The following is a 24,870-nucleotide window of genomic DNA, read 5'->3' as shown; positions in this document are numbered from 1 at the left end:
GTCTATATTAATCGTTGAAGTGATGGTAAACAAATGACAGATAACAAAACCTTACTAACTGAGGTTCCTACCCTTTATATCGTACCTACACCAATTGGCAATCTGGGCGATATTACTCAGCGAGCGATTGAAGTGCTATCTAATGTCGATCTTATTGCCGCAGAAGATACACGTCATACCGGTAAGTTGCTTTCTCACTTCAATATTCAAACTAAAACTTATGCTCTCCATGATCATAATGAACAACAAAAAGCGCAAGTCTTAGTCGACAAATTGTTAGCTGGGCACTCAATTGCACTCGTTTCTGATGCCGGTACCCCATTAATTAGTGATCCAGGATACCATCTTGTCACGCAATGTCGTCAGGCGGGCGTTAAAGTTGTCCCACTGCCTGGGGCTTGCGCGGTGATTACCGCGCTTAGCGCATCGGGATTACCTTCTGACAGATTCAGCTTTGAAGGGTTCTTACCTGCGAAAAGCAAGGGACGGAAAGATAAGTTCCTAGAAATCGCCAAAGTAGAACGTACCTGCGTATTCTACGAATCCCCTCACCGCATCCTAGATTCACTTGCGGATATGCTAGACATTTTGGGGCCTGAGCGAGAAGTGGTTCTTGCCCGTGAACTGACCAAAACCTTTGAGACTATTCAAGGCATGCCACTGGGTGAATTGGTGGAATGGGTTAAAGCTGATGAGAATCAGCAGCGTGGTGAAATGGCGCTGTTGATTCATGGTTACCGTTCGAGTGAAGAAGAGAGCTTGCCAGAGGAAGCGACTCGTACACTGGCGATTTTGACCAAAGAGTTACCCCTTAAAAAAGCCGCAGCATTGGCCGCAGAAATATACAACCTGAAGAAAAATGCGCTGTATAAGTGGGGATTGGAGAACTTTAGTTAAGAGTTTTTATCTCGCGAAGTAACGTGTTCTGTCTGTTCCTTGACCACTTAACGCCTCGTTTGCATCATATTTGTGATCTCGCTAGACACTTAGTGGATTAGTCTATACAATCCGCCCTCGGAGCTGACTGGGTAGTCGCTGCTTTGTTGATGTCCTTCGGGAGACTGACGTTGAGGTCCCTTTGGGAGACTGACGTTGACGTCCTTCGGGAGACTGACAGAGGGGAGGAAAGTCCGGGCTTCATAGAGCAAGGTGCCAGGTAACGCCTGGGGGGCGCAAGCCTACGACAAGTGCAGCAGAGAGAAGACCGCCGATGGCCCTAGGGCACAGGTAAGGGTGAAAGGGTGCGGTAAGAGCGCACCGGACGACTAGTAATAGTTCGTAGCAGGGTAAACTCCACCTGAAGCAAGACCAAATAGGCCTCCACATTGCGTTGCTCGCGTAAGGAGGCGGGTAGGTTGCTCGAGCCAGTGAGCGATTGCTGGCCTAGACGAATGGCTACCGCCGCGCAAGCGGAACAGAACCCGGCTTATGTGTCGGCTCCACCTATTCGAGACCCATCGTAACTTTGTTGTTATGATGGGTTTTTTGCTTTTAATTGACCAAATTTATTTCCGAACCATTAAACTTGGCGCTAAATCACGAGTTCTCATGTGCTAATAGTGGCGATACGCCGCTAAATCAGTACACTGGAGAATCTGAATCCGTCAATGCGACAGCCACATGAGATAACTATGACCGAAGCATTTAAACACATATCCGTACTCCTTCATGAATCGATTGATGGCTTAGCAATAAAGCCTGACGGTATCTATATCGATGGTACATTCGGTCGTGGCGGTCATAGCCGTACGATATTGTCTAAGTTGGGCGAAAATGGTCGCCTTTACAGTATCGACCGTGACCCACAAGCTATCGCTGAAGCAAACAAGATTGACGATCCTCGTTTTACCATTATTCATGGTCCTTTCTCTGGTATGGCGGACTATGCCGAAGAGTATGGATTGGTTGGTAAAGTGGATGGTGTCCTGCTGGATCTGGGTGTTTCGTCTCCTCAACTTGATGATGCTGAGCGTGGTTTCAGCTTTATGAAAGATGGTCCACTGGATATGCGAATGGATCCAACGTCCGGTATCCCTGTATCACAATGGCTGCTGGAAGCTGACTTGGATGATATTACTTGGGTTATCCGCGAGTTTGGTGAAGATAAGCATGCGCGTCGCATTGCCAAAGCGATCGTAGCCTACCGTGAAAATGAAGAAAACACACCGCTGACACGTACAAGTCAGTTAGCCAAGTTGATTTCAGACGCAGCACCAAAAAGTTTCAAAGAGAAAAAGCATCCAGCCACACGTGCTTTCCAAGCCTTCCGTATTTACATCAATAGTGAGTTAGAAGAAATCGATACGGCGCTTAAAGGTGCGGCAAAGATTCTTGCCCCTCAAGGTCGACTATCAGTAATTAGCTTCCACTCTCTGGAAGACCGCATGGTAAAACGCTTTATTCGTAAAGAGAGTAAAGGACCAGAAGTGCCTCACGGTATCCCAATGACTGAAGAGCAGATCAAAGCTTTAGGCAGTGCGAACTTAAAAGCGGTAGGTAAGGCAATTAAACCGTCAAAACAAGAAGTTGAACACAATGCACGTTCACGCAGTTCCGTGCTACGTATTGCAGAAAAGCTATAACAAACAATGAGTAAGTCAACGCCCAATCTCGCTAAGCTGATTGCACTCGATCTTTTGAGTGTTGGTCGTGTGCCGCTAATCTTCCTCTTGCTGATTTTTGCCAGTGCGATGGGCGTTGTATTTACTACTCACCACACACGCCAAGCCATTACCGAAAAAGATCAGGCCTTAGTTGAACGTGAGAGGCTTGATAATGAATGGCGTAATTTGTTACTTGAAGAAACTGCATTAGCCGAGCACAGCCGCGTACAAGCCGTGGCAAAACAAGAGCTGGAAATGAAGCGTCCAGATTCCGATAAAGAAGTCATTATTAACCTCCCATGAGCAAGAAAGAAAAACACGCTGAGCCTAAAGCCGAGCCGCAGCCAACTCATCTTATCCGTTGGCGATTCTATGTAGTGCTATTTTTTGTTTTTTGCGCCTTTGCAGCACTTGCTGGTCGTATCGCTTATATCCAAATTATTGAACCTGACAACTTGATCAAGCAGGGTGATTTACGTTCGGTTCGTGCCAAAACACTGCATTCAGCTCGCGGCATCATTTCTGATCGCAATGGCGAACCTTTAGCGGTGAGTGTGCCTGTTGAGGCGGTTTGGGCGGACCCAGTGGCCATTTTCAAAGCGGGTGGTCTAGACGATATAAACCGTTGGTATGCACTTGCTGACGTGTTAGGCGTTAAGCGTCAAAGCCTGATCGATAAGATTAATGACAACAAAGACCGTCGCTTTATCTACCTTCAGCGTCAGGTTAGTCCTGCAATGGCGCACTACATTCGCGAATTGAAACTTTCAGGCATCGGACTAAAGGCTGAGTCAAGACGTTACTATCCAGCAGGTGAGGTAAGTGCCCACTTAGTCGGGGTGACTGGGATTGATGGTCATGGTCTTGAAGGTGTTGAGCGCAGCTATGATAAATGGCTGACTGGTGAAGCAGGCAAACGAATTATTCGTAAAGACCGTTATGGACGCGTGGTAGAAAACATTTCCCTGGAAGAGCGTGAAGAAGGTAAGCCGTTAGAGCTGACTATTGATCAGCGTATTCAGGCGATCGCGTTCCGAGCCATTAAGCAGGCGGTTGCTGACTATCGTGCAACCTCGGGTTCTGCCGTTATCCTTGATGTGAAAACGGGAGCCGTCTTGGCGATGGTTAATGCTCCTTCTTACAACCCAAATAATCGTTCAGACCTTCAGTCTGCCAAAATGCGTAACCGAGTTATTACCGATGCGTTTGAACCTGGTTCAACGGTAAAGCCTTTTGTTGTTTTGGCGGCTTTAGAGAACGGTGTTGCCGATGACAAAACGGTGATTGATACCGGTGACGGCATCATGCAAATTGGCGGAAGCCGTGTCCGTGATACCTCAAAAGTCGGTAAGGCTGACTTAACCACCATTCTTAAAAAGTCGAGTAATATCGGGGTGGCTAAACTGGCGTTAGAAATGCCACTCGAAGCCTTGTTAGGTATGTATAGTTCGGTGGGTTTTGGTGAAGTGTCAGGGCTCAACCTAGTTGGTGAAACACAGGGGATTTTCCCTAATCGTCGTCGCTGGTCAAAATTTGAAATCGCGACTTTATCATTCGGTTATGGTCTCACTATCACGCCACTTCAATTGGCTCATGCCTATGCCACGTTGGGTAATTTAGGTCAGTATCAGCCCATTCATATTATCGAGAACAATCAGCAAGATCTGTCAAAACAAGTTATCGATAGAGAAAATGCTCGAAAAGTACTGGCGATGCTCGAAACGGTTACACAACCTGGCGGTACAGCGACGAAAGCAGCAGTACCTGGTTACCGAGTTGCCGCAAAAACAGGTACTTCACGTAAAGCGATAGCGGGTGGTTATGGTGATGAATATTTTGCCTATACTGCGGGCGTAGCGCCAGCCAGCGATCCAAGAGTCGCTTTGGTTGTGGTGGTCAACGAACCACAAGGTGATAACTACTACGGTGGTTCTGTAGCAGGCCCCGTCTTTGCTGAAATATTAAAAGGGACGTTACAGATATTGAATGTAGCGCCTGACGAAAACAAATTTAAACAAGATTAAGTGAGTTTGATATGTCCAAGGAACTGACCTTAGCCGCCTTACTTTCCCCGTGGTTGGATATTTCTGCTGAAGATAGTGCCAGTATGGTCGTGCAACGACTAGAACTCGATAGCCGCAAAGTCACTCAAGGCACGACGTTTGTTGCGATTAAAGGTCATGCCGTTGATGGTCGACGTTTTATCCCTTCAGCAATAGAACTGGGTGCAAATGCGGTGATTGCTGAGGCGTGTGAGTTGCATCCTCATGGTGAGGTAACGAATGTCTCTGGAGTGAGTGTTGTCTATATCAGCCAACTCAATCAGCATCTATCCGCTCTCGCTAGCCAACTTTATCCGCTGGACAGAAACAAGCTCATTGGCGTAACGGGAACGAATGGTAAAACCACGATTACCCAGATTATGGCGCAGTGGCTTGATCTTGTTGGTCAGAAAGCGGCAGTAATGGGTACCACAGGCAATGGTTTTCTCTCCGACCTGCAACCCGCAGCCAACACGACAGGAAATGCGGTAGAAATTCAGCAAACTCTGTATCGATTAGAAGAGCAGGGAGCGCGATACACCGCGTTAGAAGTTTCTTCACATGGCTTGGTTCAAGGGCGCGTTAAAACTCTGCCGTTTGAAGTTGGCGTGTTCTCTAATCTTAGTCGTGATCATCTCGATTATCATGGCACGATGGAAGAGTATGCAGAGGCAAAGTTTTCGCTATTTAGCCAACATCAGTGCAAAGCGGCGGTGATTAACGTTGATGACGAAGTCGGGGCTTGTTGGATTCAACGCCTAGATTCGGCCATTGCGGTTTCTCTTCAGCCAACGGATTACCCGAATGCAGTATGGGCTCAAAGTGTAAGTTATAGCGAAGCAGGAATAACGTTATCCATTGATGGGATGTTTGGGCGTGGTGAATTTACGGTCGCTCTTATCGGTGAATTCAATGCGAGTAACGTCTTAGTGGCCTTAACCGCACTACTTGCACTTGGTATCGACAAACAAGCGTTGTTTGATGTGGCTGGTTCCTTAAAACCAGTACTCGGTCGAATGGAGCTATTTACAGCAAAGGGCAAAGCGAAAGTCGTGGTCGATTATGCGCACACCCCAGATGCATTAGAAAAAGCATTGCAAGCGCTTCGTGTTCATTGCCATGGCAAGCTATGGGCAATCTTTGGTTGTGGTGGTGATCGTGATAAGGGTAAGCGTCCAATGATGGCTGCGATTGGTGAAAGTCTGGCAGATAAAGTGATATTGACCGATGATAACCCACGTAGTGAATCTCCTGCGGCAATCGTAGAGGATATGCTGGAAGGAATGCATAACCCCCAACAAGCCATTATTGAGCACAATCGATTTGATGCGCTCAAGCATGCCCTCGCTCATAGCAGCGAGTTGGACATTATCTTACTGGCTGGCAAAGGGCATGAAGATTATCAAGTGATGGCGGACAAAACTATCCAATATTCAGACCGAGAGTCTGCGCTACAACTTTTGGAGGCGTCGTTATGATTACCTTGATGTTAAGCCAAATCGCAGAAGCATTAGATGCTGAGCTAATTGGTAATGACACGGCAATAGAATCTGTATCAACGGATACACGAGAGATTGAAACTGGTGCGTTGTTTGTTGCACTGGTTGGCGAACGTTTTGATGCCCATGACTTTGTTGCAAAAGCGGTAGAGTCAGGTGCAGGTGCTCTGTTGGTCAGTCGGGTCGTGGACAGTGATGTTCCGCAACTGTTGGTCAAAGATACTAAACTGGCTTTGGGTCAGCTTGGTTCACTGGTTCATCATGCTTGTCAGACTCCTACTGTTGCGATCACCGGCAGTGCCGGTAAAACAACCGTCAAAGAGATGGTTGCGAGCATTATGGCGCAGCAAGGACGAGTTTTGTTTACCGCTGGGAATTTCAATAACGACATCGGTGTTCCACTAACGTTGCTGCGTTCAACGCCTGAAGATGACTATGCCGTTATTGAGATGGGCGCGAATCACATCGGAGAAATTGCTTACACGACCAATCTGGTCAAAGCAGACGTTGCGTTAGTCAATAATGTTGCTGCGGCGCACTTAGAAGGCTTTGGCTCTCTTGATGGCGTAAAACAAGCGAAAGGTGAAATCTATCAAGGATTAAAACCTGGCTCGGTCGCGATTATCAACTTAGACAGTCATGGTGGAGATTACTGGCAAGATGTTCTCGCTGACAAACAGGTAAAACGTTTTTCAGTTGTTGATTCAGATGCCGACTACTTTGCCAAAGAGATCGGGCTTAATGCGAGTGGTGAAGCGAGCTTTACTCTGGTTTCACCGGTTGGAGAGATTGCAGTCAAACTTGGCATTGTTGGTCAACACAACGTTGCTAATGCATTGGCGGCGACAGCATTGGCGTTAGAGCTTGGCGCCAATCTAGAAATGGTACAAACCGGATTGGCTCATTTAAGCAAGGTTAAAGGTCGAGTTGAGGTGATTGAGCTCAACGACAAGATCAAGCTTATTGACGATAGTTATAATGCCAGCGTACCTGCGATGAAAGCCGCGGCGGATCTGTTGGCGAGCTTCAACGGAATTCGTTGGTTAATTTTGGGTAATATGGCTGAGTTAGGCGATGAAAGTCTTGCACTTCACCGTCAAGTCGGAGAACATGCAGCCCCATTCAAATTCGAACACGTGCTCACTTATGGTGCTGATGCAAAAGCGATCAGCAATGAGTGTGATGGTCTTCATTTTGATAGCCATCAGAGCATGATTGATTATATTAAACAGCAGATAGTACAGCATCAAGAACCACAAACACTGCTAGTCAAAGGGGCAAATAGTGCTGGAATGAGTAAAGTCGCTACTGCTGTCAAGGAGATGTATACATGATTATTTGGCTCGCGGAGCTGCTACAGCCATATTTTTCATTCTTCCGATTATTTGAGTACCTCTCGTTTCGTGCGATTGTGAGTGTACTGACCGCGTTAGGTATTTCATTGTGGATGGGGCCAATCATGATCCGCCGTTTGCAGTTATTGCAGATCGGTCAGGTGGTTCGAAATGAAGGCCCTGAGTCTCACTTCAGCAAACGCGGTACGCCTACAATGGGCGGGATAATGATTCTGACGGCCATCGTAACGACGGTTCTGTTATGGACGGATCTCTCAAATCCTTATGTATGGGCAGTTTTGGCTGTTCTTATTGGTTACGGTGCAGTCGGGTTTGTTGATGACTACCGCAAGGTCGTGCGTAAAAACACCGATGGTTTGATTGCTCGCTGGAAGTACTTTTGGCAGTCTGCCATTGCGTTGGTTGTCGCTTTTGCTCTATACGCGCATGGTAAAGACACCGCAGCAACTCAGCTAGTGGTACCGTTTTTCAAAGAGATCATGCCTCAACTTGGCTTGATGTACATTGTACTGACTTACTTCGTTATTGTAGGTACCAGTAATGCAGTGAACTTGACCGATGGTCTGGATGGCCTAGCGATTATGCCAACGGTGTTAGTTTCAGCCGGTTTTGCGGCTATTGCTTGGGCGACGGGCAACGTCAACTTTGCGAATTACCTCCATATTCCCTACATCCCGCAAGCGTCGGAGCTAGTGGTCGTTTGTACCGCCATAGTGGGCGCAGGACTTGGTTTCCTATGGTTCAACACTTACCCTGCGCAAGTGTTTATGGGTGACGTGGGTTCACTCGCCTTAGGTGGTGCGCTTGGTACTATTGCAGTGTTGGTTCGTCAGGAATTTGTTTTAGTGATTATGGGTGGTGTTTTTGTAATGGAAACGCTTTCTGTAATCTTACAGGTCGGTTCCTATAAGTTGCGTGGTCAACGTATTTTCCGTATGGCACCCATTCACCATCACTACGAGCTAAAAGGTTGGCCTGAACCACGAGTGATCGTTCGTTTTTGGATCATCTCTATTGTTCTTGTTCTTGTTGGTTTAGCAACGCTTAAAGTTCGATAAGGAAGTTCACACCATGACCACGGATCGTTGGCAAGGTATTGAGAAAGTCGTTGTTGTAGGGCTCGGTATCACCGGGCTCTCTGTCGTTAAGTACTTAACCTCATTACAGAAAACGCTAGATGTTCGCGTTATCGATACGCGTGAAAACCCACCGGGCAGTGAAGCCTTACCTCAGGGGATTGAACTACATAGTGGAAGTTGGAATCTGAACTGGCTACTTGACGCTGATCTGGTTGTGACTAATCCCGGAATTGCTTTAGCGACGCCCGAAATTCAGCAGGTGCTCGCCAAGAATATCCCTGTTGTTGGCGATATCGAGCTGTTTGCGTGGCAAGTCGATAAACCAGTGATCGCCATTACTGGCTCGAATGGTAAGAGTACAGTCACGGATTGGACAGGGCAGGTTGCTAAAGCGGCGGGTCTTAAAGTCGGTGTAGGTGGCAACATTGGTGTGCCTGCGTTAGATCTTCTCGCGTTGGATGCGGATTTATATGTTCTAGAACTGTCCAGCTTCCAGTTAGAAACGACGCGCTCACTAGCGCCAAAAGCGGTGGCGTTTTTGAATCTATCCGAAGACCATATGGATCGTTACCAAGGTATGGAAGATTATCGCCAAGCAAAGTTGCGCATCTTTGAGCATGCTGAAGCTTGTGTGGTCAACGCTGACGATAAACAAACCTACCCAGACCATGATGGACACAACGTGATCGAATTTAGTCTGGTTGAGCCAACCCAGTTTGCCGTCACTGCGCAGCATGGTATCGAGTATATTTCAGTAAATGGCACGCTTATTTGCCCTACGTCGGAACTCTCACTTGTTGGTCGTCATAATGTTGCCAACGCATTAGTGGTATTAGCCTTGTTAGCGCAAGTCGGCGTTGATATCGAAAAAGGCTTAGCTGCGTTGAAATCTTACAGCGGTTTGACACATCGCTGCCAAGTGGTTGCCGATAATCGTGGTGTTAAGTGGGTCAATGATTCGAAAGCGACGAATGTCGCCAGCACTATGGCAGCATTGGCAGGTCTTGAACTGGAAGGTACTCTGTATCTTTTAGTGGGTGGTGTCGGTAAAGGTGCTGATTTCTCCCAGTTAGAACCGATACTCAAGCCTCTGAAGCTTCAATTGTGCTGTTTTGGTGAGGACGGTGACCAGTTTATGCCGCTTCATCCAAGCGCTCAGCGTTTTGACAATATGGAAGAGATCATTCAGTGGTTAGCACCCAATGTGATTGCTGGAGATATGGTATTACTTTCTCCAGCCTGTGCCAGCTTTGACCAGTTCAGTAATTTTATGGCTCGTGGAGATGCATTCACTGAGCTAGCGAAAGCTTACGCATAAATAACGTAGGGAACTATGCAAATTCGAAACGTTTTTGGCAGCATCAAACGTTGGGTGACCACATCGTCACCCGAAGCCCTGTATGACCGACAGTTAGTATGGATCTCTTTGGGGTTGATGCTGACTGGGCTGGTGATGGTGACCTCTGCTTCGTTTCCAATCAGTTCTCGGCTAACTGACCAACCTTTTCACTTTATGTTTCGCCACGCCATTTTCTTGGTGCTGGCCATCTCCGCCTCGGCCGTTATCCTCCAAGTCCCGATCAAGCGTTGGTTAGAGTTCAGTACTTGGCTTTTGTTGCTTTCAATCGGACTACTCATCGTCGTGCTCGTTGCGGGTAAGTCGGTCAACGGTGCTTCGCGATGGATTCCATTAGGATTGTTTAACTTACAGCCAGCAGAAGTCGCCAAACTGTCGTTGTTCATCTTCATGTCTGGTTATCTAGTGCGAAAGAGTGAAGAAGTTCGGTCGAGCTTTTTCGGCGGTTTTATCAAGCCGATCATCGTCTTTGCAACGTTGGCGAGTTTACTGTTGCTCCAGCCCGACTTAGGTACCGTCATCGTGATGTTGGTTACTCTGTTTGGTATGTTGTTTATTGCTGGAGCCAAGCTGACTCAGTTTCTTGCTTTGATGGTCGTAGGTTTGGTTGCTGTTGCAACGCTTATCTATATTGAACCTTACCGAATGCGCCGTGTTACCTCTTTCATGGATCCGTGGGATGACCCATTTGGCAGCGGATATCAGTTAACTCAATCTTTGATGGCATTTGGCCGTGGCGAGTGGTTCGGCCAAGGGTTAGGCAACTCAATTCAAAAATTGGAATATCTACCAGAAGCGCATACTGACTTTGTCTTCGCCGTGCTTGCCGAAGAGTTAGGTTATGTGGGGGTTATACTGGTATTGATGCTGATTTTTAGTTTGGTGTTAAAAGCGATTTATATTGGTCGTAAGGCATTTGAGAACAACCAACTCTTTGGTGGCTATTTAGCATTTGGTATCGGGATTTGGTTTGCTTTCCAAACTCTAGTAAACGTCGGTGCCGCTGCGGGTATGGTACCCACCAAAGGTTTGACGTTACCTCTGATCAGTTATGGTGGTTCGAGTTTGATCGTCATGGCTGTTGCCGTTTCCATTTTACTGCGTATCGATCATGAGTGCCGATTGGGTAGTGCAGAAACACAAGAACAAAAGTTAAATACAGATGAAAACGAATAAAAGATTAATGGTTATGGCTGGCGGGACCGGCGGCCATGTTTTCCCGGGACTTGCCGTAGCGAAAAAGCTTCAGTCGCAAGGTTGGGATATTCGCTGGTTGGGTACGGCTGATCGTATGGAAGCGGATTTAGTACCGAAACACGGTATCGAGATCGACTTTATCAAAGTAAAAGGTCTACGCGGTCAAGGCATTGGTCGATTAATTGCCGCACCATTGCAGATTATCAATGCTGTGTTTCAGGCTAGAGCTCATATGAAGCGTTGGAAGCCAGATGCCGTTCTTGGTATGGGGGGCTACGTAAGTGGGCCGGGCGGAATCGCTGCATGGTCACTTGGTATTCCTGTTGTTCTGCATGAACAAAACGCAGTCGCGGGGCTTACAAATCAATGGCTATCTAAGATAGCTCGTCAGGTTTTTCAGGCTTTCCCAGGGGCTTTCCCTGCGGCACCAGTTGTTGGTAACCCTGTACGTGAAGATGTGGTGGCAATTGAACCGCCTGCTAGCCGAATGAGTCTGCGTGATGGTGATATCAGAATTTTGGTTATGGGAGGCAGCCAAGGTGCTCAGATCCTTAACCGAACGTTACCTGAAGTGATGGCTAAGCTTGGCGCTGGCTATCAGATTCGCCATCAGGCTGGTAAAAACAACCAGCAGGAAGTGGCGCAAGCATACGCCGAGCATCAAGTCGAGAGCGCGGAAGTGGTCGAGTTTATCGATGATGTAGCCGCAGCTTATCAATGGGCCGATTTACTTGTGTGTCGCTCAGGTGCGCTGACCGTATCTGAAGTATCCGCAGCGGGTGTCGGGGCTATCTTTATCCCGTTTATGCATAAAGATAGACAACAGGCCTTAAATGCTGACCATTTGGTAGAGTGTGGCGCAGCAAAAATGATTGAGCAGCCTGAACTCACCGTAGAGAAACTTGCGAACGAAATTCAACAGTTAGATCGCGCGGCTTTGCTGGATATGGCAAAGAAAGCACGAGACGCTGCTAAGTTAGATGCAGATAGTGTGGTCTCTGAAGCCATTATTGCACTGACGAAATAACGAGAAAGAATCATGACAGTTAAACATACTCAAGATTTGGCTCAGATTAGAGCTATGGTGCCAGAGATGCGCCGCGTAAAATGCATTCACTTCATTGGTATTGGTGGTGCAGGTATGAGCGGTATTGCCGAAGTATTACTGAATGAAGGATATCAAATTTCTGGTTCAGATATTGCGGCTAATGTGACGACAGAACGTCTGATTAAGAAAGGCGCGACAGTATTTATTGGCCATGCAAAAGAAAATGTTTCAGAGGCGAGTGTTGTCGTTGTTTCAACTGCCATCAATGAAGAAAACCCAGAGATAATTGCAGCGCGCGCAGCACGTATTCCGGTCGTTCGTCGCGCTGAAATGCTTGCTGAGCTAATGCGCTTCCGCCACGGCATAGCGGTTGCTGGTACACATGGTAAAACCACCACCACTGCACTTGTCACACAAATTTACTCAGAAGCTGGCTTAGATCCAACGTTCGTTAATGGCGGTCTTGTTAAGAGTGCGGGAACTAACGCCCGTTTGGGTTCGAGCCGTATTTTAATTGCAGAAGCGGATGAAAGTGATGCTTCATTCCTACACCTTCAGCCAATGGTCAGCATCGTTACCAATATCGAAGCTGACCATATGGATACCTATGGTGGTGATTTTGAGACTCTAAAGCAGACATTTATCGATTTTCTTCACAACCTTCCATTTTACGGTCAAGCGATCGTATGCATTGATGATCCTGTTGTACGAGAACTGGTTCCAAGCATTAGCCGTCAGGTGATCACCTATGGTTTCTCTGAGGATGCGGATGTACGTATTACCCATTACCGACAAGAAGGGCAACAAGGCAAATTTACCGTTATTCGCCATGGCAAACCGGATTTAGATATTACTCTCAATATTCCTGGTAGGCACAACGCACTGAATGCGTCTGCGGCAATCGCGGTTGCTACTGAGGATGACATCAGTGATGAAGCTATTCTAAAAGCCATGGCCGGAACTCAAGGTACAGGACGCCGATTTGAACACCTTGGTGAGTTCAATACCGGTAATGGTCAGGCCATGCTGGTCGATGATTATGGACATCATCCAACGGAAGTTGATGTGACCATTCAAGCTGCGCGCAATGGTTGGCAGGATAAACGTCTCGTTATGATTTTTCAGCCTCACCGTTATAGCCGAACACGAGATCTTTACGATGATTTCGCCAATGTACTCGAACAAGTTGATGTTCTGATCATGTTGGATGTTTATTCTGCAGGAGAGAAACCTATCTCGGGAGCCGATGGACGCTCTTTATGTAGGACTATTCGCAGTCGCGGTAAGATTGATCCGATTTTTGTTCCAGATAGCAAGGCTTTACCTTCAGTTCTCGCTAATGTTTTACAAGATGGTGACTTAGTACTAACTCAAGGTGCGGGTGATGTTGGTAAGGTAGCGAAACAGCTCGAAGCTCTTGAGTTAAATATCGATAAGATGTCTCAAGCTTGAATTAAACATTGAATTTTGACTAATTGCGTCACTTATTGCGTTTTAAGTGGCGATTTCTTAATTTCAGTGTTTGATACTTTCTATGACGCCAGTATAATCCGAAGGTTAAAGTAAGTGCTTTTGCCTCTATATACGAATTGAGATAGGGAAAATAAGCGAGCTAATTGGCAAGGACTATGGACTTTGATTAAAAGTGCTTTTAATGAAGGCCGTCGTTTAACCTCTAAACCACTAGTAAAAGAACACGCTCTAGGTGGCGCATTCTTGCTGGTGGTGTTGTTGTTAATAGGCTCTCTCCTTTACTCTACGATCTCTTGGATGTGGGACGACCAGCGTCTTCCACTATCTAAAATCGTACTCCAGGGTGAATTACATTACGTTTCAGCAGCTGATGTGCAGCGAGCATTTGCTCAGCTTGATCATGTTGGGACGTTTATGTCGCAGGATATTAACGTGCTACAAAATATGGCCGAGTCTATCCCCTGGGTATCACATGCCTCAATTCGTAAACAATGGCCTGACACGGTTAAAGTCTTTCTTACTGAGTTTCATGCAGAGGCTATCTGGAATGGCAATGCACTACTCAATGAAGATGGGCAAGTTTTTGACGGTGACATAGCCAAATTGGATGAAGAGCGAGTAAAACTTTATGGACCTCAAAACAGTAGCGAAGAAGTGTTGCGAGTGTGGCGAGAGATCAGTCCAAAGTTTCAGTCACTTAACTTAACGATTACTTCCTTGGTGTTGAATGAACGCCGAGCTTGGCAGATTATCCTAGATAACGGAATTCGCCTCGAGCTAGGCAAAGAGTCACTACAGGAACGGATAGAGCGCTTTGTGTCGCTTTATCAGAATTTGGGTAGCGATGCTCAGCGAGTAAGCTACATCGACCTCAGGTATGATACGGGAGCTTCAATTGGATGGTTCCCAGAACAAGAGTTAGAGCAAGAGAATACAGATGACTAAGACCGCTGATGACAGCATTATTGTTGGTCTTGATATAGGCACTGCAACCGTATCGGCTCTCGTGGGTGAAGTATTGCCTGATGGTCAAATCAATATTATTGGCGCAGGCAGCAGTCCTTCCCGCGGGATGGATAAAGGTGGCGTGAATGACCTTGAATCGGTGGTTAAATCGGTTCAGCGAGCGGTCGATCAAGCAGAGCTGATGGCAGAATGCGATATCACGAATGTGTTTATCTCCCTTTCAGGGCGTCACATTGCTAGCCGAATTGAGAAAGGCATGGGAACCATTTCGGATGAAGAGGTTTCTCAAGAAGATATGGATCGTGCGATTCATACTGCCAAATCAATTAAGATTGGTGACGAACAGCGCATTCTGCACGTTATCCCTCAAGAATTTACGATTGATTATCAAGAAGGGATAAAAAATCCGCTAGGTTTATCAGGAGTGCGCATGGAAGTGAGCGTGCACCTGATCTCTTGTCACAATGATATGGCGAGAAATATCATAAAAGCAGTCGAGCGTTGTGGACTCAAAGTTGAGCATCTGGTTTATTCAGGGTTAGCAGCGAGTAATGCTGTGATCACTGAAGATGAACGAGAGCTTGGTGTTTGTGTTGTAGACATCGGTGCTGGTACGATGGATGTATCCATTTGGACTGGCGGCGCATTGCGTCATACCGAAGTGTTTTCATACGCTGGCAATGCAGTGACAAGTGACATCGCTTTTGCCTTCGGCACCCCAGTTAGTGATGCTGAAGAAATTAAAGTGAAATATGGCTGTGCTCTAAGTGAGTTAGTCAGTAAAGATGATACAGTTAACGTTCCAAGTGTAGGCGGACGCCCATCACGCAGTTTACAAAGACAGACTTTGTCTGAAGTGATTGAGCCTCGTTATACTGAGCTTATGGGACTGGTTAACCAAACTATCGATACCGTACAAGAAAAACTGCGCGAAGAAGGGATTAAACATCACCTAGCCGCAGGAGTGGTGCTCACAGGAGGAGCGGCACAGATTGAAGGTTTGGTAGAATGTGCGGAACGTGTATTCCGCAACCAAGTTAGAGTCGGCAAACCGTTAGAGGTGAGTGGCTTAACTGATTACGTTAAAGAGCCGTATCATTCTACGGCAGTTGGTTTACTTCATTACGCAAGAGATGCACGAGTAAATGATGATACTGAGTATAACGAGCCCTCTCGTGCCTCTGTAACGGGTTTATTTGGTCGTTTGCGTAATTGGATACAAAAAGAGTTTTAACCTGAGCAGCAGGAAAAACGGAGATAACACATGTTTGAACCGATGATGGAAATGTCTGACGATGCAGTAATTAAAGTCGTTGGGGTTGGTGGCGGTGGCGGTAACGCCGTTGAACACATGGTACGTGAATCCATCGAAGGTGTTGAGTTTATTAGTATTAATACTGATGCTCAGGCACTTCGTAAAACCAGCGTGAATAGCGTTATTCAGATTGGTGGTGATATCACAAAAGGACTTGGCGCAGGTGCAAACCCACAAGTCGGGCGTGACGCAGCTCTCGAAGATCGTGATCGAATTAAAGAAGAGCTGAGTGGTGCCGATATGGTATTTATCGCAGCTGGTATGGGTGGTGGTACTGGTACAGGTGCAGCCCCAGTAATTGCAGAAGTAGCAAGAGAGCTCAATATCTTGACTGTTGCTGTAGTGACTAAGCCATTTAGCTTTGAAGGCAAGAAACGCCTAGCGTTTGCTGAACAAGGCATTGAAGAGCTTTCTAAACATGTGGATTCATTAATCACGATTCCTAATGAAAAGCTTCTCAAAGTACTTGGTCGTGGTATCACACTACTTGAAGCCTTTGCGAGTGCTAACGATGTATTGAAGAATGCAGTACAGGGTATTGCAGAGCTGATTACTCGTCCTGGCATGATTAACGTCGACTTTGCTGACGTACGTACAGTTATGTCGGAAATGGGTCATGCGATGATGGGTAGCGGTGTTGCAAAAGGTGAAGACCGTGCAGAAGAAGCGGCTGAAATGGCGATTTCAAGCCCGCTGCTTGAAGATATCGATCTTGCTGGCGCACGTGGTGTACTTGTGAACATCACTGCGGGTCTAGATATGCGTCTAGACGAGTTTGAAACTGTAGGTAATACAGTAAAAGCTTTTGCATCAGATAACGCTACAGTTGTTATCGGTACTTCACTTGATCCTGATATGGCAGATGAAATTCGTGTAACAGTTGTTGCTACGGGTATTGGTAACGAGAAGAAACCTGACATCACGCTAGTTGCGGGCGGTAAGGCGAAAGTTGCGCCAGTTGCTCAGCCACAGACTCAACCACAAGCGGTGACATCTCAGCATGTAACCGTCAATAAAGTGGAAGAGAAAACGGCACCAACTTTGCAAGACAAGCCACAGGTGACTCCTCAGCCAACGACATCTGCGTCGTCTGGTTCGAGTGCAAGCCAAAGTGCAGCGCCGAAAGCGGACAAAGAAAGCGGCTACTTAGATATTCCAGCCTTCTTACGTCGTCAAGCTGACTAATACAATCGCAATTTGACACTGTTCAATTTTGTGGTAGCATGCACGGTCAATATCACCATTGACCGTGATTTGTAGCATTTTTACTGAGGCAAAGTAGATGATCAGACAACGTACTCTGAAAGAAATAGTGAAAACAACTGGTGTGGGTCTCCACTCTGGTCGTAAAGTCACACTTACTCTTCGCCCAGCAGCTGCAAATACAGGCATTATTTACCGCCGTACCGATGTAAATCCACCGGTTGATTTTCCTGCGGATCCAGAATCTGTTCGCGATACAATGCTATGTACAGCGCTGGTGAATGATCAAGGCGTACGTATCTCTACAGTAGAGCACTTAAATGCGGCTCTTGCTGGCATGGGCATTGACAACATCGTTGTTGAAGTCGACGCGCCAGAAATTCCAATTATGGATGGCAGTGCGAGCCCGTTTGTATTCTTATTGCAACAGGCTGGTATTGAAGAGCAAAACGCGGCGAAACGCTTTATCCGCATTAAGAAGCCAGTACGTTTTGAAGATGGCGATAAATGGGCTGAGTTTGTTCCTTTCGATGGTTTCCGCATGGATTTCGAAATCGAATTTAATCACCCAGCGATTGATGCAGATGAGCAACATTTGTTGTTTGACTTCTCTTCTCAAGGCTTCGTGAAAGAAATCTCTCGTGCACGTACGTTTGGTTTCATGCGTGATATTGAATACCTTCAATCACAGAACCTAGTTCTAGGTGGTAGCTTCGATAACGCTATCGTGCTCGATGAGTACCGTATCTTGAATGAAGAAGGTCTTCGTTTCGAAAATGAGTTTGTGACGCATAAAGTTCTTGATGCAATTGGTGATCTTTACATGTGTGGTCATCCAATTATTGGTGAGTTCCGTGCGTTCAAATCAGGCCATGGTCTGAACAACCAACTACTTCGCTCTGTTCTAGCTGATCAAGAAGCTTGGGAGTGGGTAACATTCGAAGAAGAAGCTACCTCACCAGTCGCTTTTGCTGAACCTAATGTGGTTTTAGCGTAAAAAATTGCTAAAAAAGCCAGACGAGAGTCTGGCTTTTTTATGCCTGCAATAAAACTAATCTTTCTTAGCAAGCTTCGCTAAGCTCTCCAAACGAGCCTTAACTTTAGGTGATGCACCGCTGGCAATCATTTCTAAGTACTGAGCGGCTGTTTCAGAGATAGGGTCGCGAGGCTTTGATATCTCTTTTTTCTCTTCACGACTTCGATAAAGATCTGGGTTGATCTGCACCGTCACACCAATGAGGCGAGCAAAACCTTTTGCTCGTAATTGATTAAGAATATGCAAACGCTCATAGTCGATCTTCATTTTGATCCCTGCACTGGCAACTTCGAGGATCAGTTGATTGTCGCGAATGTTTGCCACCCGGCAATGATCTTCCGCGCCTCTGGGCAGAATTGCCTTTAATTCTTTGTTGATCGTCATGATCTCTTTCGCGTGCTGTTGGAGCTGTGAAAGTCGTGAATCGGCAATGATCTCGTCACCTAACGTCGGGCGATGGTCTCTCATAATGAGCCTCAAGTTCCATAGTCAGCCCTATTTTAGTCAAAGGATTGGAACGAAGATAGGGGAGGTAACGAATAAACTTCCATCATATAACGTCAAAAAATAAAGAATGCTTCAAACAAATCACCTTGTTATTGGTTGTCGGAGGCAAAATTTCATAAACTATGCGCCACTTATAGTGATATAAGCCTTGAAATCTAGAGTTCTCATCTCAATATCTGAGTTACGTGATTTATCTCAGTATTCTTAGTAAAAAACTGTTAGAGACTGAAGGCATTGAAATAGATCGGGCCCGATCTAAATAAAGAGAGATTCATAGCAAATGATAACTAAGCTACTGACAAAGGTAATTGGCAGTCGCAATGACAGAACACTGCGACGCCTGAGAAAAATTGTAAAAGAGATTAATAATTACGAACCAACGTTTGAAGCTCTATCTGACGAAGAGTTAAAAGCTAAAACGGTTGAGTTCCGTCAGCGTTTAGAACAAGGTGAAACGTTAGATAAATTACTACCAGAAGCTTTTGCAACGGTACGTGAAGCATCTAAGCGTGTTTATGGCATGCGCCATTTCGACGTTCAGCTCATCGGTGGTATGGTACTGAACGCAGGCCAAATCGCAGAAATGCGTACAGGTGAAGGTAAAACACTGACAGCAACCTTACCTGCCTACTTAAATGCCCTTCCTGGTAAAGGTGTCCACGTTGTAACGGTGAATGACTATCTAGCCAAACGTGATGCAGAAACAAACCGTCCTTTATTCGAATTCCTAGGTATGACTGTTGGTGTGAACGTGCCTAACATGGCGCCACCAGAGAAGAAGCAAGCTTACCTAGCCGATATCCTGTACGGCACAAACAACGAATTTGGTTTCGACTACTTACGCGATAATATGGCTTTCCGTGCGGAAGACCGCGTACAGCGTGAACGCTTCTTTGCTGTTGTCGATGAGGTGGACTCGATTCTGATTGATGAAGCGCGTACGCCGCTGATCATTTCAGGTCCTGCTGAAGACAGCTCAGAGCTCTACACTCGCATTAATACTCTGATCCCACAGCTACAAAAACAAGATAAAGAAGATTCAGAAGAGTACCGCGGTGACGGTCACTACACTGTAGATGAGAAGTCTAAGCAAGTTCACTTGACTGAAACGGGTCAAGAATTTGTTGAAGAGCTAATGATCAAAAATGGACTGATGGAAGAGGGTGACACACTTTACTCTCCAACCAATATCAGTCTACTGCATCACGTGAACGCAGCTCTGCGTGCTCACGTACTGTTTGAGAAAAACGTCGATTACATCGTTACTGATGATGGTGAAGTGGTTATTGTTGACGAACACACTGGTCGTACAATGCCAGGACGTCGTTGGTCAGAAGGTCTACACCAAGCGGTAGAAGCAAAAGAAGGCGTGAAGATCCAGAATGAAAACCAGACTCTGGCATCGATCACTTTCCAGAACTATTTCCGTTTATACGAAAAACTGTCAGGTATGACAGGTACCGCAGATACAGAAGCGTTCGAATTCCAGTCTATCTATGGTCTTGAAACGGTTGTTATTCCAACCAACAAACCAATGATTCGTAATGATATGCCAGATGTGGTTTATCGTACCGAAGCGGAAAAATTCAACGCGATCATCGAAGACATTAAAGAACGTGTTGAGAAAGGTCAGCCATCTCTAGTGGGTACGGTTTCGATTGAAAAATCTGAGCTTCTTTCTAACGCATTGAAGAAAGCCAAAATTAAGCACAATGTTCTGAACGCCAAGTTCCACGAACGAGAAGCTGAGATCGTTGCAGAAGCAGGTATTCCTGGTGCAGTCACCATCGCGACAAACATGGCTGGTCGTGGTACCGACATCGTGTTGGGTGGTAGCTGGCAAGCGAAAGTGGAGGCATTGCAAAATCCTTCACAAGAGCAGATTGATGCAATTAAAGCTGAATGGAAAGTGGTTCACGACCAAGTTCTTGAAGCGGGCGGTTTACATATTATTGGTACAGAGCGTCATGAATCTCGCCGTATCGACAACCAGTTACGTGGTCGTTCTGGTCGTCAAGGTGATGCAGGTTCTTCTCGTTTCTACCTATCGATGGAAGACTCACTGCTGCGTATCTTCACCTCTGATCGTATGGCAAGCCTGATCCAAAGTGGTATGGATGAGGGTGAAGCGATTGAATCTAAGATGTTGTCTCGTTCGATTGAGAAAGCTCAGCGTAAAGTGGAAGGTCGCAACTTCGATATCCGTAAGCAGTTGCTAGAATACGATGACGTGGCGAATGACCAGCGTAAGGTTGTTTACGAACTTCGCGATGAACTGATGAATGTTGAAGACATCAGCGAAATGATCGAACAAAACCGCGTTGACGTTCTGTCTGCAACGATTGATGAGTACATCCCACCACAATCTCTGGAAGATATGTGGGATATTGAAGGTCTTCAAGAGCGTCTTAAAAATGACTTTGACCTCGATGCCCCAATCAAACAGTGGCTTGAGGAAGACGACAAACTGTACGAAGAAGCATTGCGCGAGAAGATCCTAGATACCGCGGTAGCCGTTTACAAACAGAAAGAAGAAGTGGTCGGTGCGCAAGTGCTCCGTAACTTTGAAAAATCTGTCATGCTACAAACGCTAGATACATTGTGGAAAGAACACTTAGCGGCGATGGATCATCTTCGTCAAGGTATCCACTTACGTGGCTATGCACAGAAGAACCCTAAGCAAGAATACAAACGTGAGTCATTTGAACTGTTTGAAGGTCTTCTTGATTCTCTAAAATCTGACGTGATCACGATTCTTTCTAAGGTCCGTGTTCAACAGCAAGAAGAAGTAGAGCGTATGGAAGCTCAGCGTCGTGCTCAAGCTGAAGAAGCCGCTCGACGTGCGCAAGCTCAACATGCGTCTGCTGATAATCAGTTGTCTGATAATGATGATTCGCAAGGTGGTCACCAACCGGTCGTTCGTGATGAACGTAAAGTGGGACGTAACGAACCATGCCCATGTGGTAGCGGTAAAAAATACAAGCAGTGTCACGGACAAATAAACTAATGTTTTGTCTTGGTTGAGGATAGTGTCGGCAGTGCCTATTTACTTACGTAAACTCCGCATTGCCTTGTTGTCCTTAACGCGTGCTGCTATGGAAAATTGATAATATAAAGAGTCGCTTTTGCGGCTCTTTTTGTATCTAATGTTTGTAATTAGAACAGTCTGCCCCGTTGCAGGGTATGGCAAAAAAAGTAATTAGGAAGTCAGATGAAAAGAATCCATATTGTCGCGGGTATTATTTTTAACCTCGATAAATCACAGGTATTCATTACAAAACGTCCAGATGACAAGCATAAAGGGGGCTTCTGGGAGTTTCCTGGCGGTAAAGTTGAACAGGGTGAAACCATCGAGCAGGCCATGATTCGAGAGCTTGAAGAAGAAATTGGTATTACGACTACTGAGCAGCAACCTTTTGAACACTTGGAGTTTGATTATCCGGATAAGTCACTCAAATTTGATTTCATTACAGTCACTCAATTTGAAGGTGAACCCTACGGTAAAGAGGGGCAACAGGGTTTGTGGGTAGCGATAGATGAACTTGTTAATTACACCTTCCCTGAAGCCAATGTTCCGGTTCTAGAGCGAGTAGTAAAAGAGTTTTGCTAACTTGCACTTCATAGTCGACTAGCCATCGCCTATTAATGCTGTTAGTTTTATCCAATTGGCTATAAGAACAACTATTCGAAGAATGGAGAAAATGCAATGGTACGTATTGCAATTGCAGGAGCAGCGGGTCGTATGGGCCGCAATCTAGTTAAAGCGACTTACTTAAACCAGCAAGCTCAAGTGGCAGCTGGCTCAGAACGCCCTGAATCATCATTAGTAGGTGTGGATATTGGCGAATTATGCGGTGAAGGAAAGCTCGATGTTTTTCTGACAGATGACCTAGCAAAAGAGGTCGATAACTTTGATGTGATCATTGACTTTACCGCACCCGCGAGCACGCTGGCGAATATTGAACTTTGTAAGCAACACGGAAAGTGCATTGTGATCGGGACAACCGGATTTTCAGATCAAGAGCGTGAAATGATTGATCAGCATGCTAAAGCGATCCCTGTTGTGATGGCACCAAATTACTCGGTTGGCGTTAACCTAGTATTTAAACTTCTAGAGAAAGCCGCCAAAGTAATGGGTGATTACTGCGATATCGAAATTGTAGAAGCGCACCACCGACATAAAGTCGATGCTCCTTCAGGGACTGCTATCGGTATGGGCGAAGCAATTGCTGGAGCGATGGGCAATAAGCTGAATGACGTCGCCGTATACGCACGTGAGGGTATTACGGGTGAACGTACAAAAGATGAAATCGGCTTCGCAACCATTCGTGCAGGCGACATCATTGGTGAACATACCGCTATGTTTGCTGATATTGGTGAACGTGTTGAGATTACGCACAAGGCGACCGATAGAATGACGTTTGCCAACGGTGCTGTGAAAGCGGCGGTATGGCTAAAAGAGAAACCAGCCGGTTTTTATACAATGACAGATGTACTTGGACTCAATGAACTCTAATTTGGGGTGAATGGGTCAATACGATCAAATCAATAAACCAATATTAAATAATTATGCGCTGGGTTGTCCCGGCGCTTTTTGTATCTGTCCATAGTTAGGGTCAGCTATACCCTTTATTTAAGTGCAGTGAGTAGTTGAGTTTAGTTGTGTTTTTGGCGATTATTGTCATTTATTGGCATTAACCCCTTAAAAGTGTAGGTTAACTTTAGTGGTGCAACGTTTGCGTAAATCATGGCTAAAAAAGTGTGATCTGAAATCTGTTATGGTTAGTGAGATTCACCCTATTTTCATAAACACGATTGCTAATCGCGACTAAACTTGTTTTTTTAGGGGTCTAAAACCATTTTTTGTTTTAACTACTTTAAATAGTAAATTTATTTTCATGTCTATGTTGACACGAACCGCAAGCGTCTTTAGAATACCGCCAATTTGTCTAAAATACCTATTTGCGCTTTTTTATTGCGCCAAGGAAGGCAAATTTGCAGTTAAATTTATTATTTTTGCATTTTTATTCTGGAGGTTGTCTTGAGTAAATCAGCACTGTTAGTCCTAGAAGATGGGACAGTGTTCCGCGGTGTTTCCATTGGAGCAGATGGTATATCCGTTGGTGAAGTTGTTTTTAATACCTCGATGACGGGGTACCAAGAAATCCTCACTGATCCTTCCTATTCCCAACAGATCGTCACCCTTACTTATCCTCACATTGGCAATACCGGTACTAATACCGAAGACGAAGAATCTTCTTCAATCCACGCACAAGGCCTTGTGATTCGCGATCTTCCTCTTATCGCTTCTAACTTCCGTAACGAACAATCCCTTTCTGATTACCTTAAATCGCAAAATATCGTCGGCATTGCTGATATCGATACGCGTAAACTGACTCGCATTTTGCGTGAAAAAGGTGCACAGAACGGTTGTATCGTCGCTGGTAACAACTTAGACGAGGCTCTAGCTCTTGCTAAAGCAAAAGAATTCCCTGGCCTAAAAGGTATGGACCTTGCGAAAGAAGTTACAACAAAAGAAGCGTACCAATGGAAACAGGGTTCGTGGACGCTTGAGGGTGGACTTCCTGAAGCGCAAGACGATAGCGAGTTGCCATATCATGTTGTTGCCTACGACTTCGGTGCGAAACGCAACATCCTCCGCATGCTTGTTGACCGAGGCTGCCGCCTAACCGTTGTTCCTGCGGAAACTTCAGCGGAAGAAGTCTTAGCTCTGAATCCTGATGGCGTATTCTTATCGAACGGCCCAGGTGACCCAGAACCATGTACTTACGCAATTGAAGCGACAAAAGTATTCCTAGAAAAAGGTTTGCCAGTCTTTGGTATCTGTCTTGGCCACCAAATCCTAGCACTAGCTTCTGGTGCGAAGACTGTGAAGATGAAGTTCGGTCACCATGGTGCTAACCACCCAGTTAAAGACCTAGACCGCAATGTTGTTATGATTACTTCTCAGAACCACGGTTTTGCAGCGGATGAAGCAACACTACCTGAGAACTTACGTGCAACTCACGTGTCACTATTTGATGGCTCTCTTCAAGGTATCCACCGTACGGATAAGCCAGCATTTAGCTTCCAAGGTCACCCAGAAGCAAGCCCAGGTCCACATGACGCGGCTCCGCTATTTGACCACTTTATCGAACTAATCAAACAACACAGCGCTTAATTCGGAGTA

At 45.9% G+C, this 24,870-nt stretch carries 20 protein-coding genes and 1 other RNA gene; 20 read left to right on the top strand and 1 reads right to left on the bottom strand.

What is annotated here, in order from left to right; all coding sequences use genetic code 11:
• The first annotated feature begins 33 nt into the window (after positions 1–33).
• From rsmI to lpxC, 16 genes are all read left to right on the top strand, one after another.
• Positions 34–897: a 16S rRNA (cytidine(1402)-2'-O)-methyltransferase gene (rsmI, locus tag ACQEXP_RS09575; RefSeq protein ID WP_426969611.1), complete on the top strand. Its 864-nt coding sequence runs from the start codon at positions 34–36 to the stop codon at positions 895–897.
• 119 nt (positions 898–1,016) lie between these two features.
• An RNA gene (rnpB, locus tag ACQEXP_RS09570) (RNase P RNA component class A) lies at positions 1,017–1,445 on the top strand.
• 186 nt (positions 1,446–1,631) lie between these two features.
• Entirely contained in the window at positions 1,632–2,582 is a 951-nt protein-coding gene (gene rsmH / locus ACQEXP_RS09565; protein ID WP_426969609.1) for a 16S rRNA (cytosine(1402)-N(4))-methyltransferase RsmH, read from the top strand.
• 6 nt (positions 2,583–2,588) lie between these two features.
• On the top strand, positions 2,589–2,906 hold the full coding sequence (ftsL, locus tag ACQEXP_RS09560; RefSeq protein WP_269376593.1) for a cell division protein FtsL: 318 nt from the start codon (positions 2,589–2,591) through the stop codon (positions 2,904–2,906).
• Positions 2,903–4,627, top strand: coding sequence for a penicillin-binding transpeptidase domain-containing protein (locus ACQEXP_RS09555; RefSeq protein WP_269376594.1), 1,725 nt, complete (start codon positions 2,903–2,905; stop codon positions 4,625–4,627). Before ftsL ends, ACQEXP_RS09555 begins: the two co-directional genes overlap by 4 nt.
• An 11-nt stretch (positions 4,628–4,638) precedes the next feature.
• Complete coding sequence (gene murE, locus ACQEXP_RS09550; RefSeq protein WP_426969607.1) at positions 4,639–6,123, top strand: UDP-N-acetylmuramoyl-L-alanyl-D-glutamate--2,6-diaminopimelate ligase; 1,485 nt, start codon at positions 4,639–4,641, stop codon at positions 6,121–6,123.
• Positions 6,120–7,478: a UDP-N-acetylmuramoyl-tripeptide--D-alanyl-D-alanine ligase gene (locus tag ACQEXP_RS09545; RefSeq protein ID WP_426969605.1), complete on the top strand. Its 1,359-nt coding sequence runs from the start codon at positions 6,120–6,122 to the stop codon at positions 7,476–7,478. Before murE ends, ACQEXP_RS09545 begins: the two co-directional genes overlap by 4 nt.
• Positions 7,475–8,557, top strand: a complete 1,083-nt coding sequence (gene mraY / locus ACQEXP_RS09540; protein ID WP_269376597.1) for a phospho-N-acetylmuramoyl-pentapeptide-transferase — start codon at positions 7,475–7,477, stop codon at positions 8,555–8,557. The genes ACQEXP_RS09545 and mraY overlap by 4 nt, the downstream gene beginning before the upstream one ends.
• Positions 8,558–8,570: 13 nt before the next feature.
• Positions 8,571–9,896, top strand: coding sequence for a UDP-N-acetylmuramoyl-L-alanine--D-glutamate ligase (murD, locus tag ACQEXP_RS09535; RefSeq protein ID WP_426969603.1), 1,326 nt, complete (start codon positions 8,571–8,573; stop codon positions 9,894–9,896).
• A 15-nt stretch (positions 9,897–9,911) separates the two neighbouring features.
• On the top strand, positions 9,912–11,111 hold the full coding sequence (ftsW, locus tag ACQEXP_RS09530) for a cell division protein FtsW (protein WP_269376599.1): 1,200 nt from the start codon (positions 9,912–9,914) through the stop codon (positions 11,109–11,111).
• Entirely contained in the window at positions 11,098–12,159 is a 1,062-nt protein-coding gene (murG, locus tag ACQEXP_RS09525) for an undecaprenyldiphospho-muramoylpentapeptide beta-N-acetylglucosaminyltransferase (RefSeq protein ID WP_426969601.1), read from the top strand. The genes ftsW and murG overlap by 14 nt, the downstream gene beginning before the upstream one ends.
• A 12-nt stretch (positions 12,160–12,171) precedes the next feature.
• Positions 12,172–13,632, top strand: coding sequence for a UDP-N-acetylmuramate--L-alanine ligase (gene murC, locus ACQEXP_RS09520; protein WP_269376602.1), 1,461 nt, complete (start codon positions 12,172–12,174; stop codon positions 13,630–13,632).
• 183 nt (positions 13,633–13,815) lie between these two features.
• Positions 13,816–14,598 (top strand): cell division protein FtsQ/DivIB, encoded by a 783-nt coding sequence (locus ACQEXP_RS09515; RefSeq protein ID WP_331416231.1) that lies wholly within the window; start codon positions 13,816–13,818, stop codon positions 14,596–14,598.
• On the top strand, positions 14,591–15,853 hold the full coding sequence (gene ftsA, locus ACQEXP_RS09510; RefSeq protein WP_269376605.1) for a cell division protein FtsA: 1,263 nt from the start codon (positions 14,591–14,593) through the stop codon (positions 15,851–15,853). Before ACQEXP_RS09515 ends, ftsA begins: the two co-directional genes overlap by 8 nt.
• Before the next feature lie 30 nt (positions 15,854–15,883).
• Positions 15,884–17,119 (top strand): cell division protein FtsZ, encoded by a 1,236-nt coding sequence (ftsZ, locus tag ACQEXP_RS09505; RefSeq protein ID WP_269376606.1) that lies wholly within the window; start codon positions 15,884–15,886, stop codon positions 17,117–17,119.
• A gap of 97 nt (positions 17,120–17,216) precedes the next feature.
• Positions 17,217–18,134 carry a UDP-3-O-acyl-N-acetylglucosamine deacetylase gene (gene lpxC / locus ACQEXP_RS09500; RefSeq protein ID WP_269376607.1) on the top strand — a complete coding sequence of 306 codons (918 nt, stop codon included), beginning with the start codon at positions 17,217–17,219 and terminating at the stop codon, positions 18,132–18,134.
• Positions 18,135–18,188: 54 nt separating this feature from the next.
• Here lpxC and ACQEXP_RS09495 read toward each other — a convergent pair whose 3' ends face one another.
• Positions 18,189–18,641 carry a DUF721 domain-containing protein gene (locus tag ACQEXP_RS09495; RefSeq protein ID WP_269376608.1) on the bottom strand — a complete coding sequence of 151 codons (453 nt, stop codon included), beginning with the start codon at positions 18,639–18,641 and terminating at the stop codon, positions 18,189–18,191.
• A 319-nt stretch (positions 18,642–18,960) separates the two neighbouring features.
• Between ACQEXP_RS09495 and secA the strand changes: the two genes are divergently transcribed.
• The 4 genes from secA to carA all read left to right on the top strand — a co-directional run bounded on the left by secA (position 18,961) and on the right by carA (position 24,861).
• Positions 18,961–21,687, top strand: a complete 2,727-nt coding sequence (secA, locus tag ACQEXP_RS09490; RefSeq protein ID WP_269376609.1) for a preprotein translocase subunit SecA — start codon at positions 18,961–18,963, stop codon at positions 21,685–21,687.
• A gap of 204 nt (positions 21,688–21,891) precedes the next feature.
• A complete protein-coding gene (mutT, locus tag ACQEXP_RS09485) occupies positions 21,892–22,290 on the top strand; it encodes an 8-oxo-dGTP diphosphatase MutT (RefSeq protein ID WP_426969597.1) in 399 nt (132 codons plus the stop codon).
• Positions 22,291–22,386: 96 nt separating this feature from the next.
• The gene (gene dapB / locus ACQEXP_RS09480) at positions 22,387–23,196 is read left to right on the top strand and encodes a 4-hydroxy-tetrahydrodipicolinate reductase (protein WP_426969595.1); all 810 of its coding nucleotides are present in this window, start codon (positions 22,387–22,389) and stop codon (positions 23,194–23,196) included.
• Positions 23,197–23,721: 525 nt separating this feature from the next.
• Positions 23,722–24,861 (top strand): glutamine-hydrolyzing carbamoyl-phosphate synthase small subunit, encoded by a 1,140-nt coding sequence (carA, locus tag ACQEXP_RS09475; RefSeq protein WP_269376612.1) that lies wholly within the window; start codon positions 23,722–23,724, stop codon positions 24,859–24,861.
• The last annotated feature ends 9 nt before the right edge of the window (positions 24,862–24,870 follow it).

Origin of the sequence: Vibrio sp. TRT 1302, assembly GCF_050113875.1 — a bacterium.
Classification (GTDB): Bacteria; Pseudomonadota; Gammaproteobacteria; order Enterobacterales; family Vibrionaceae; genus Vibrio.
This window is presented reverse-complemented; position numbering and strand designations above follow the sequence as displayed.

Bases quoted from the DNA above. Each gene is read 5' to 3' on its own strand.
- ftsW (WP_269376599.1), top strand. From the start codon at position 9,912: ATGCAAATTCGAAACGTTTTTGGCAGCATCAAACGTTGGGTGACCACA.
- mutT (WP_426969597.1), top strand. From the start codon at position 21,892: ATGAAAAGAATCCATATTGTCGCGGGTATTATTTTTAACCTCGATAAA.
- ACQEXP_RS09555 (WP_269376594.1), top strand. From the start codon at position 2,903: ATGAGCAAGAAAGAAAAACACGCTGAGCCTAAAGCCGAGCCGCAGCCA.
- ACQEXP_RS09545 (WP_426969605.1), top strand. From the start codon at position 6,120: ATGATTACCTTGATGTTAAGCCAAATCGCAGAAGCATTAGATGCTGAG.
- rsmI (WP_426969611.1), top strand. From the start codon at position 34: ATGACAGATAACAAAACCTTACTAACTGAGGTTCCTACCCTTTATATC.
- lpxC (WP_269376607.1), top strand. From the start codon at position 17,217: ATGATCAGACAACGTACTCTGAAAGAAATAGTGAAAACAACTGGTGTG.
- murE (WP_426969607.1), top strand. From the start codon at position 4,639: ATGTCCAAGGAACTGACCTTAGCCGCCTTACTTTCCCCGTGGTTGGAT.
- secA (WP_269376609.1), top strand. From the start codon at position 18,961: ATGATAACTAAGCTACTGACAAAGGTAATTGGCAGTCGCAATGACAGA.
- mraY (WP_269376597.1), top strand. From the start codon at position 7,475: ATGATTATTTGGCTCGCGGAGCTGCTACAGCCATATTTTTCATTCTTC.
- murG (WP_426969601.1), top strand. From the start codon at position 11,098: ATGAAAACGAATAAAAGATTAATGGTTATGGCTGGCGGGACCGGCGGC.
- dapB (WP_426969595.1), top strand. From the start codon at position 22,387: ATGGTACGTATTGCAATTGCAGGAGCAGCGGGTCGTATGGGCCGCAAT.
- murC (WP_269376602.1), top strand. From the start codon at position 12,172: ATGACAGTTAAACATACTCAAGATTTGGCTCAGATTAGAGCTATGGTG.
- ftsZ (WP_269376606.1), top strand. From the start codon at position 15,884: ATGTTTGAACCGATGATGGAAATGTCTGACGATGCAGTAATTAAAGTC.
- murD (WP_426969603.1), top strand. From the start codon at position 8,571: ATGACCACGGATCGTTGGCAAGGTATTGAGAAAGTCGTTGTTGTAGGG.
- rsmH (WP_426969609.1), top strand. From the start codon at position 1,632: ATGACCGAAGCATTTAAACACATATCCGTACTCCTTCATGAATCGATT.
- ftsL (WP_269376593.1), top strand. From the start codon at position 2,589: ATGAGTAAGTCAACGCCCAATCTCGCTAAGCTGATTGCACTCGATCTT.
- ACQEXP_RS09495 (WP_269376608.1), bottom strand. From the start codon at position 18,641: ATGAGAGACCATCGCCCGACGTTAGGTGACGAGATCATTGCCGATTCA.
- ftsA (WP_269376605.1), top strand. From the start codon at position 14,591: ATGACTAAGACCGCTGATGACAGCATTATTGTTGGTCTTGATATAGGC.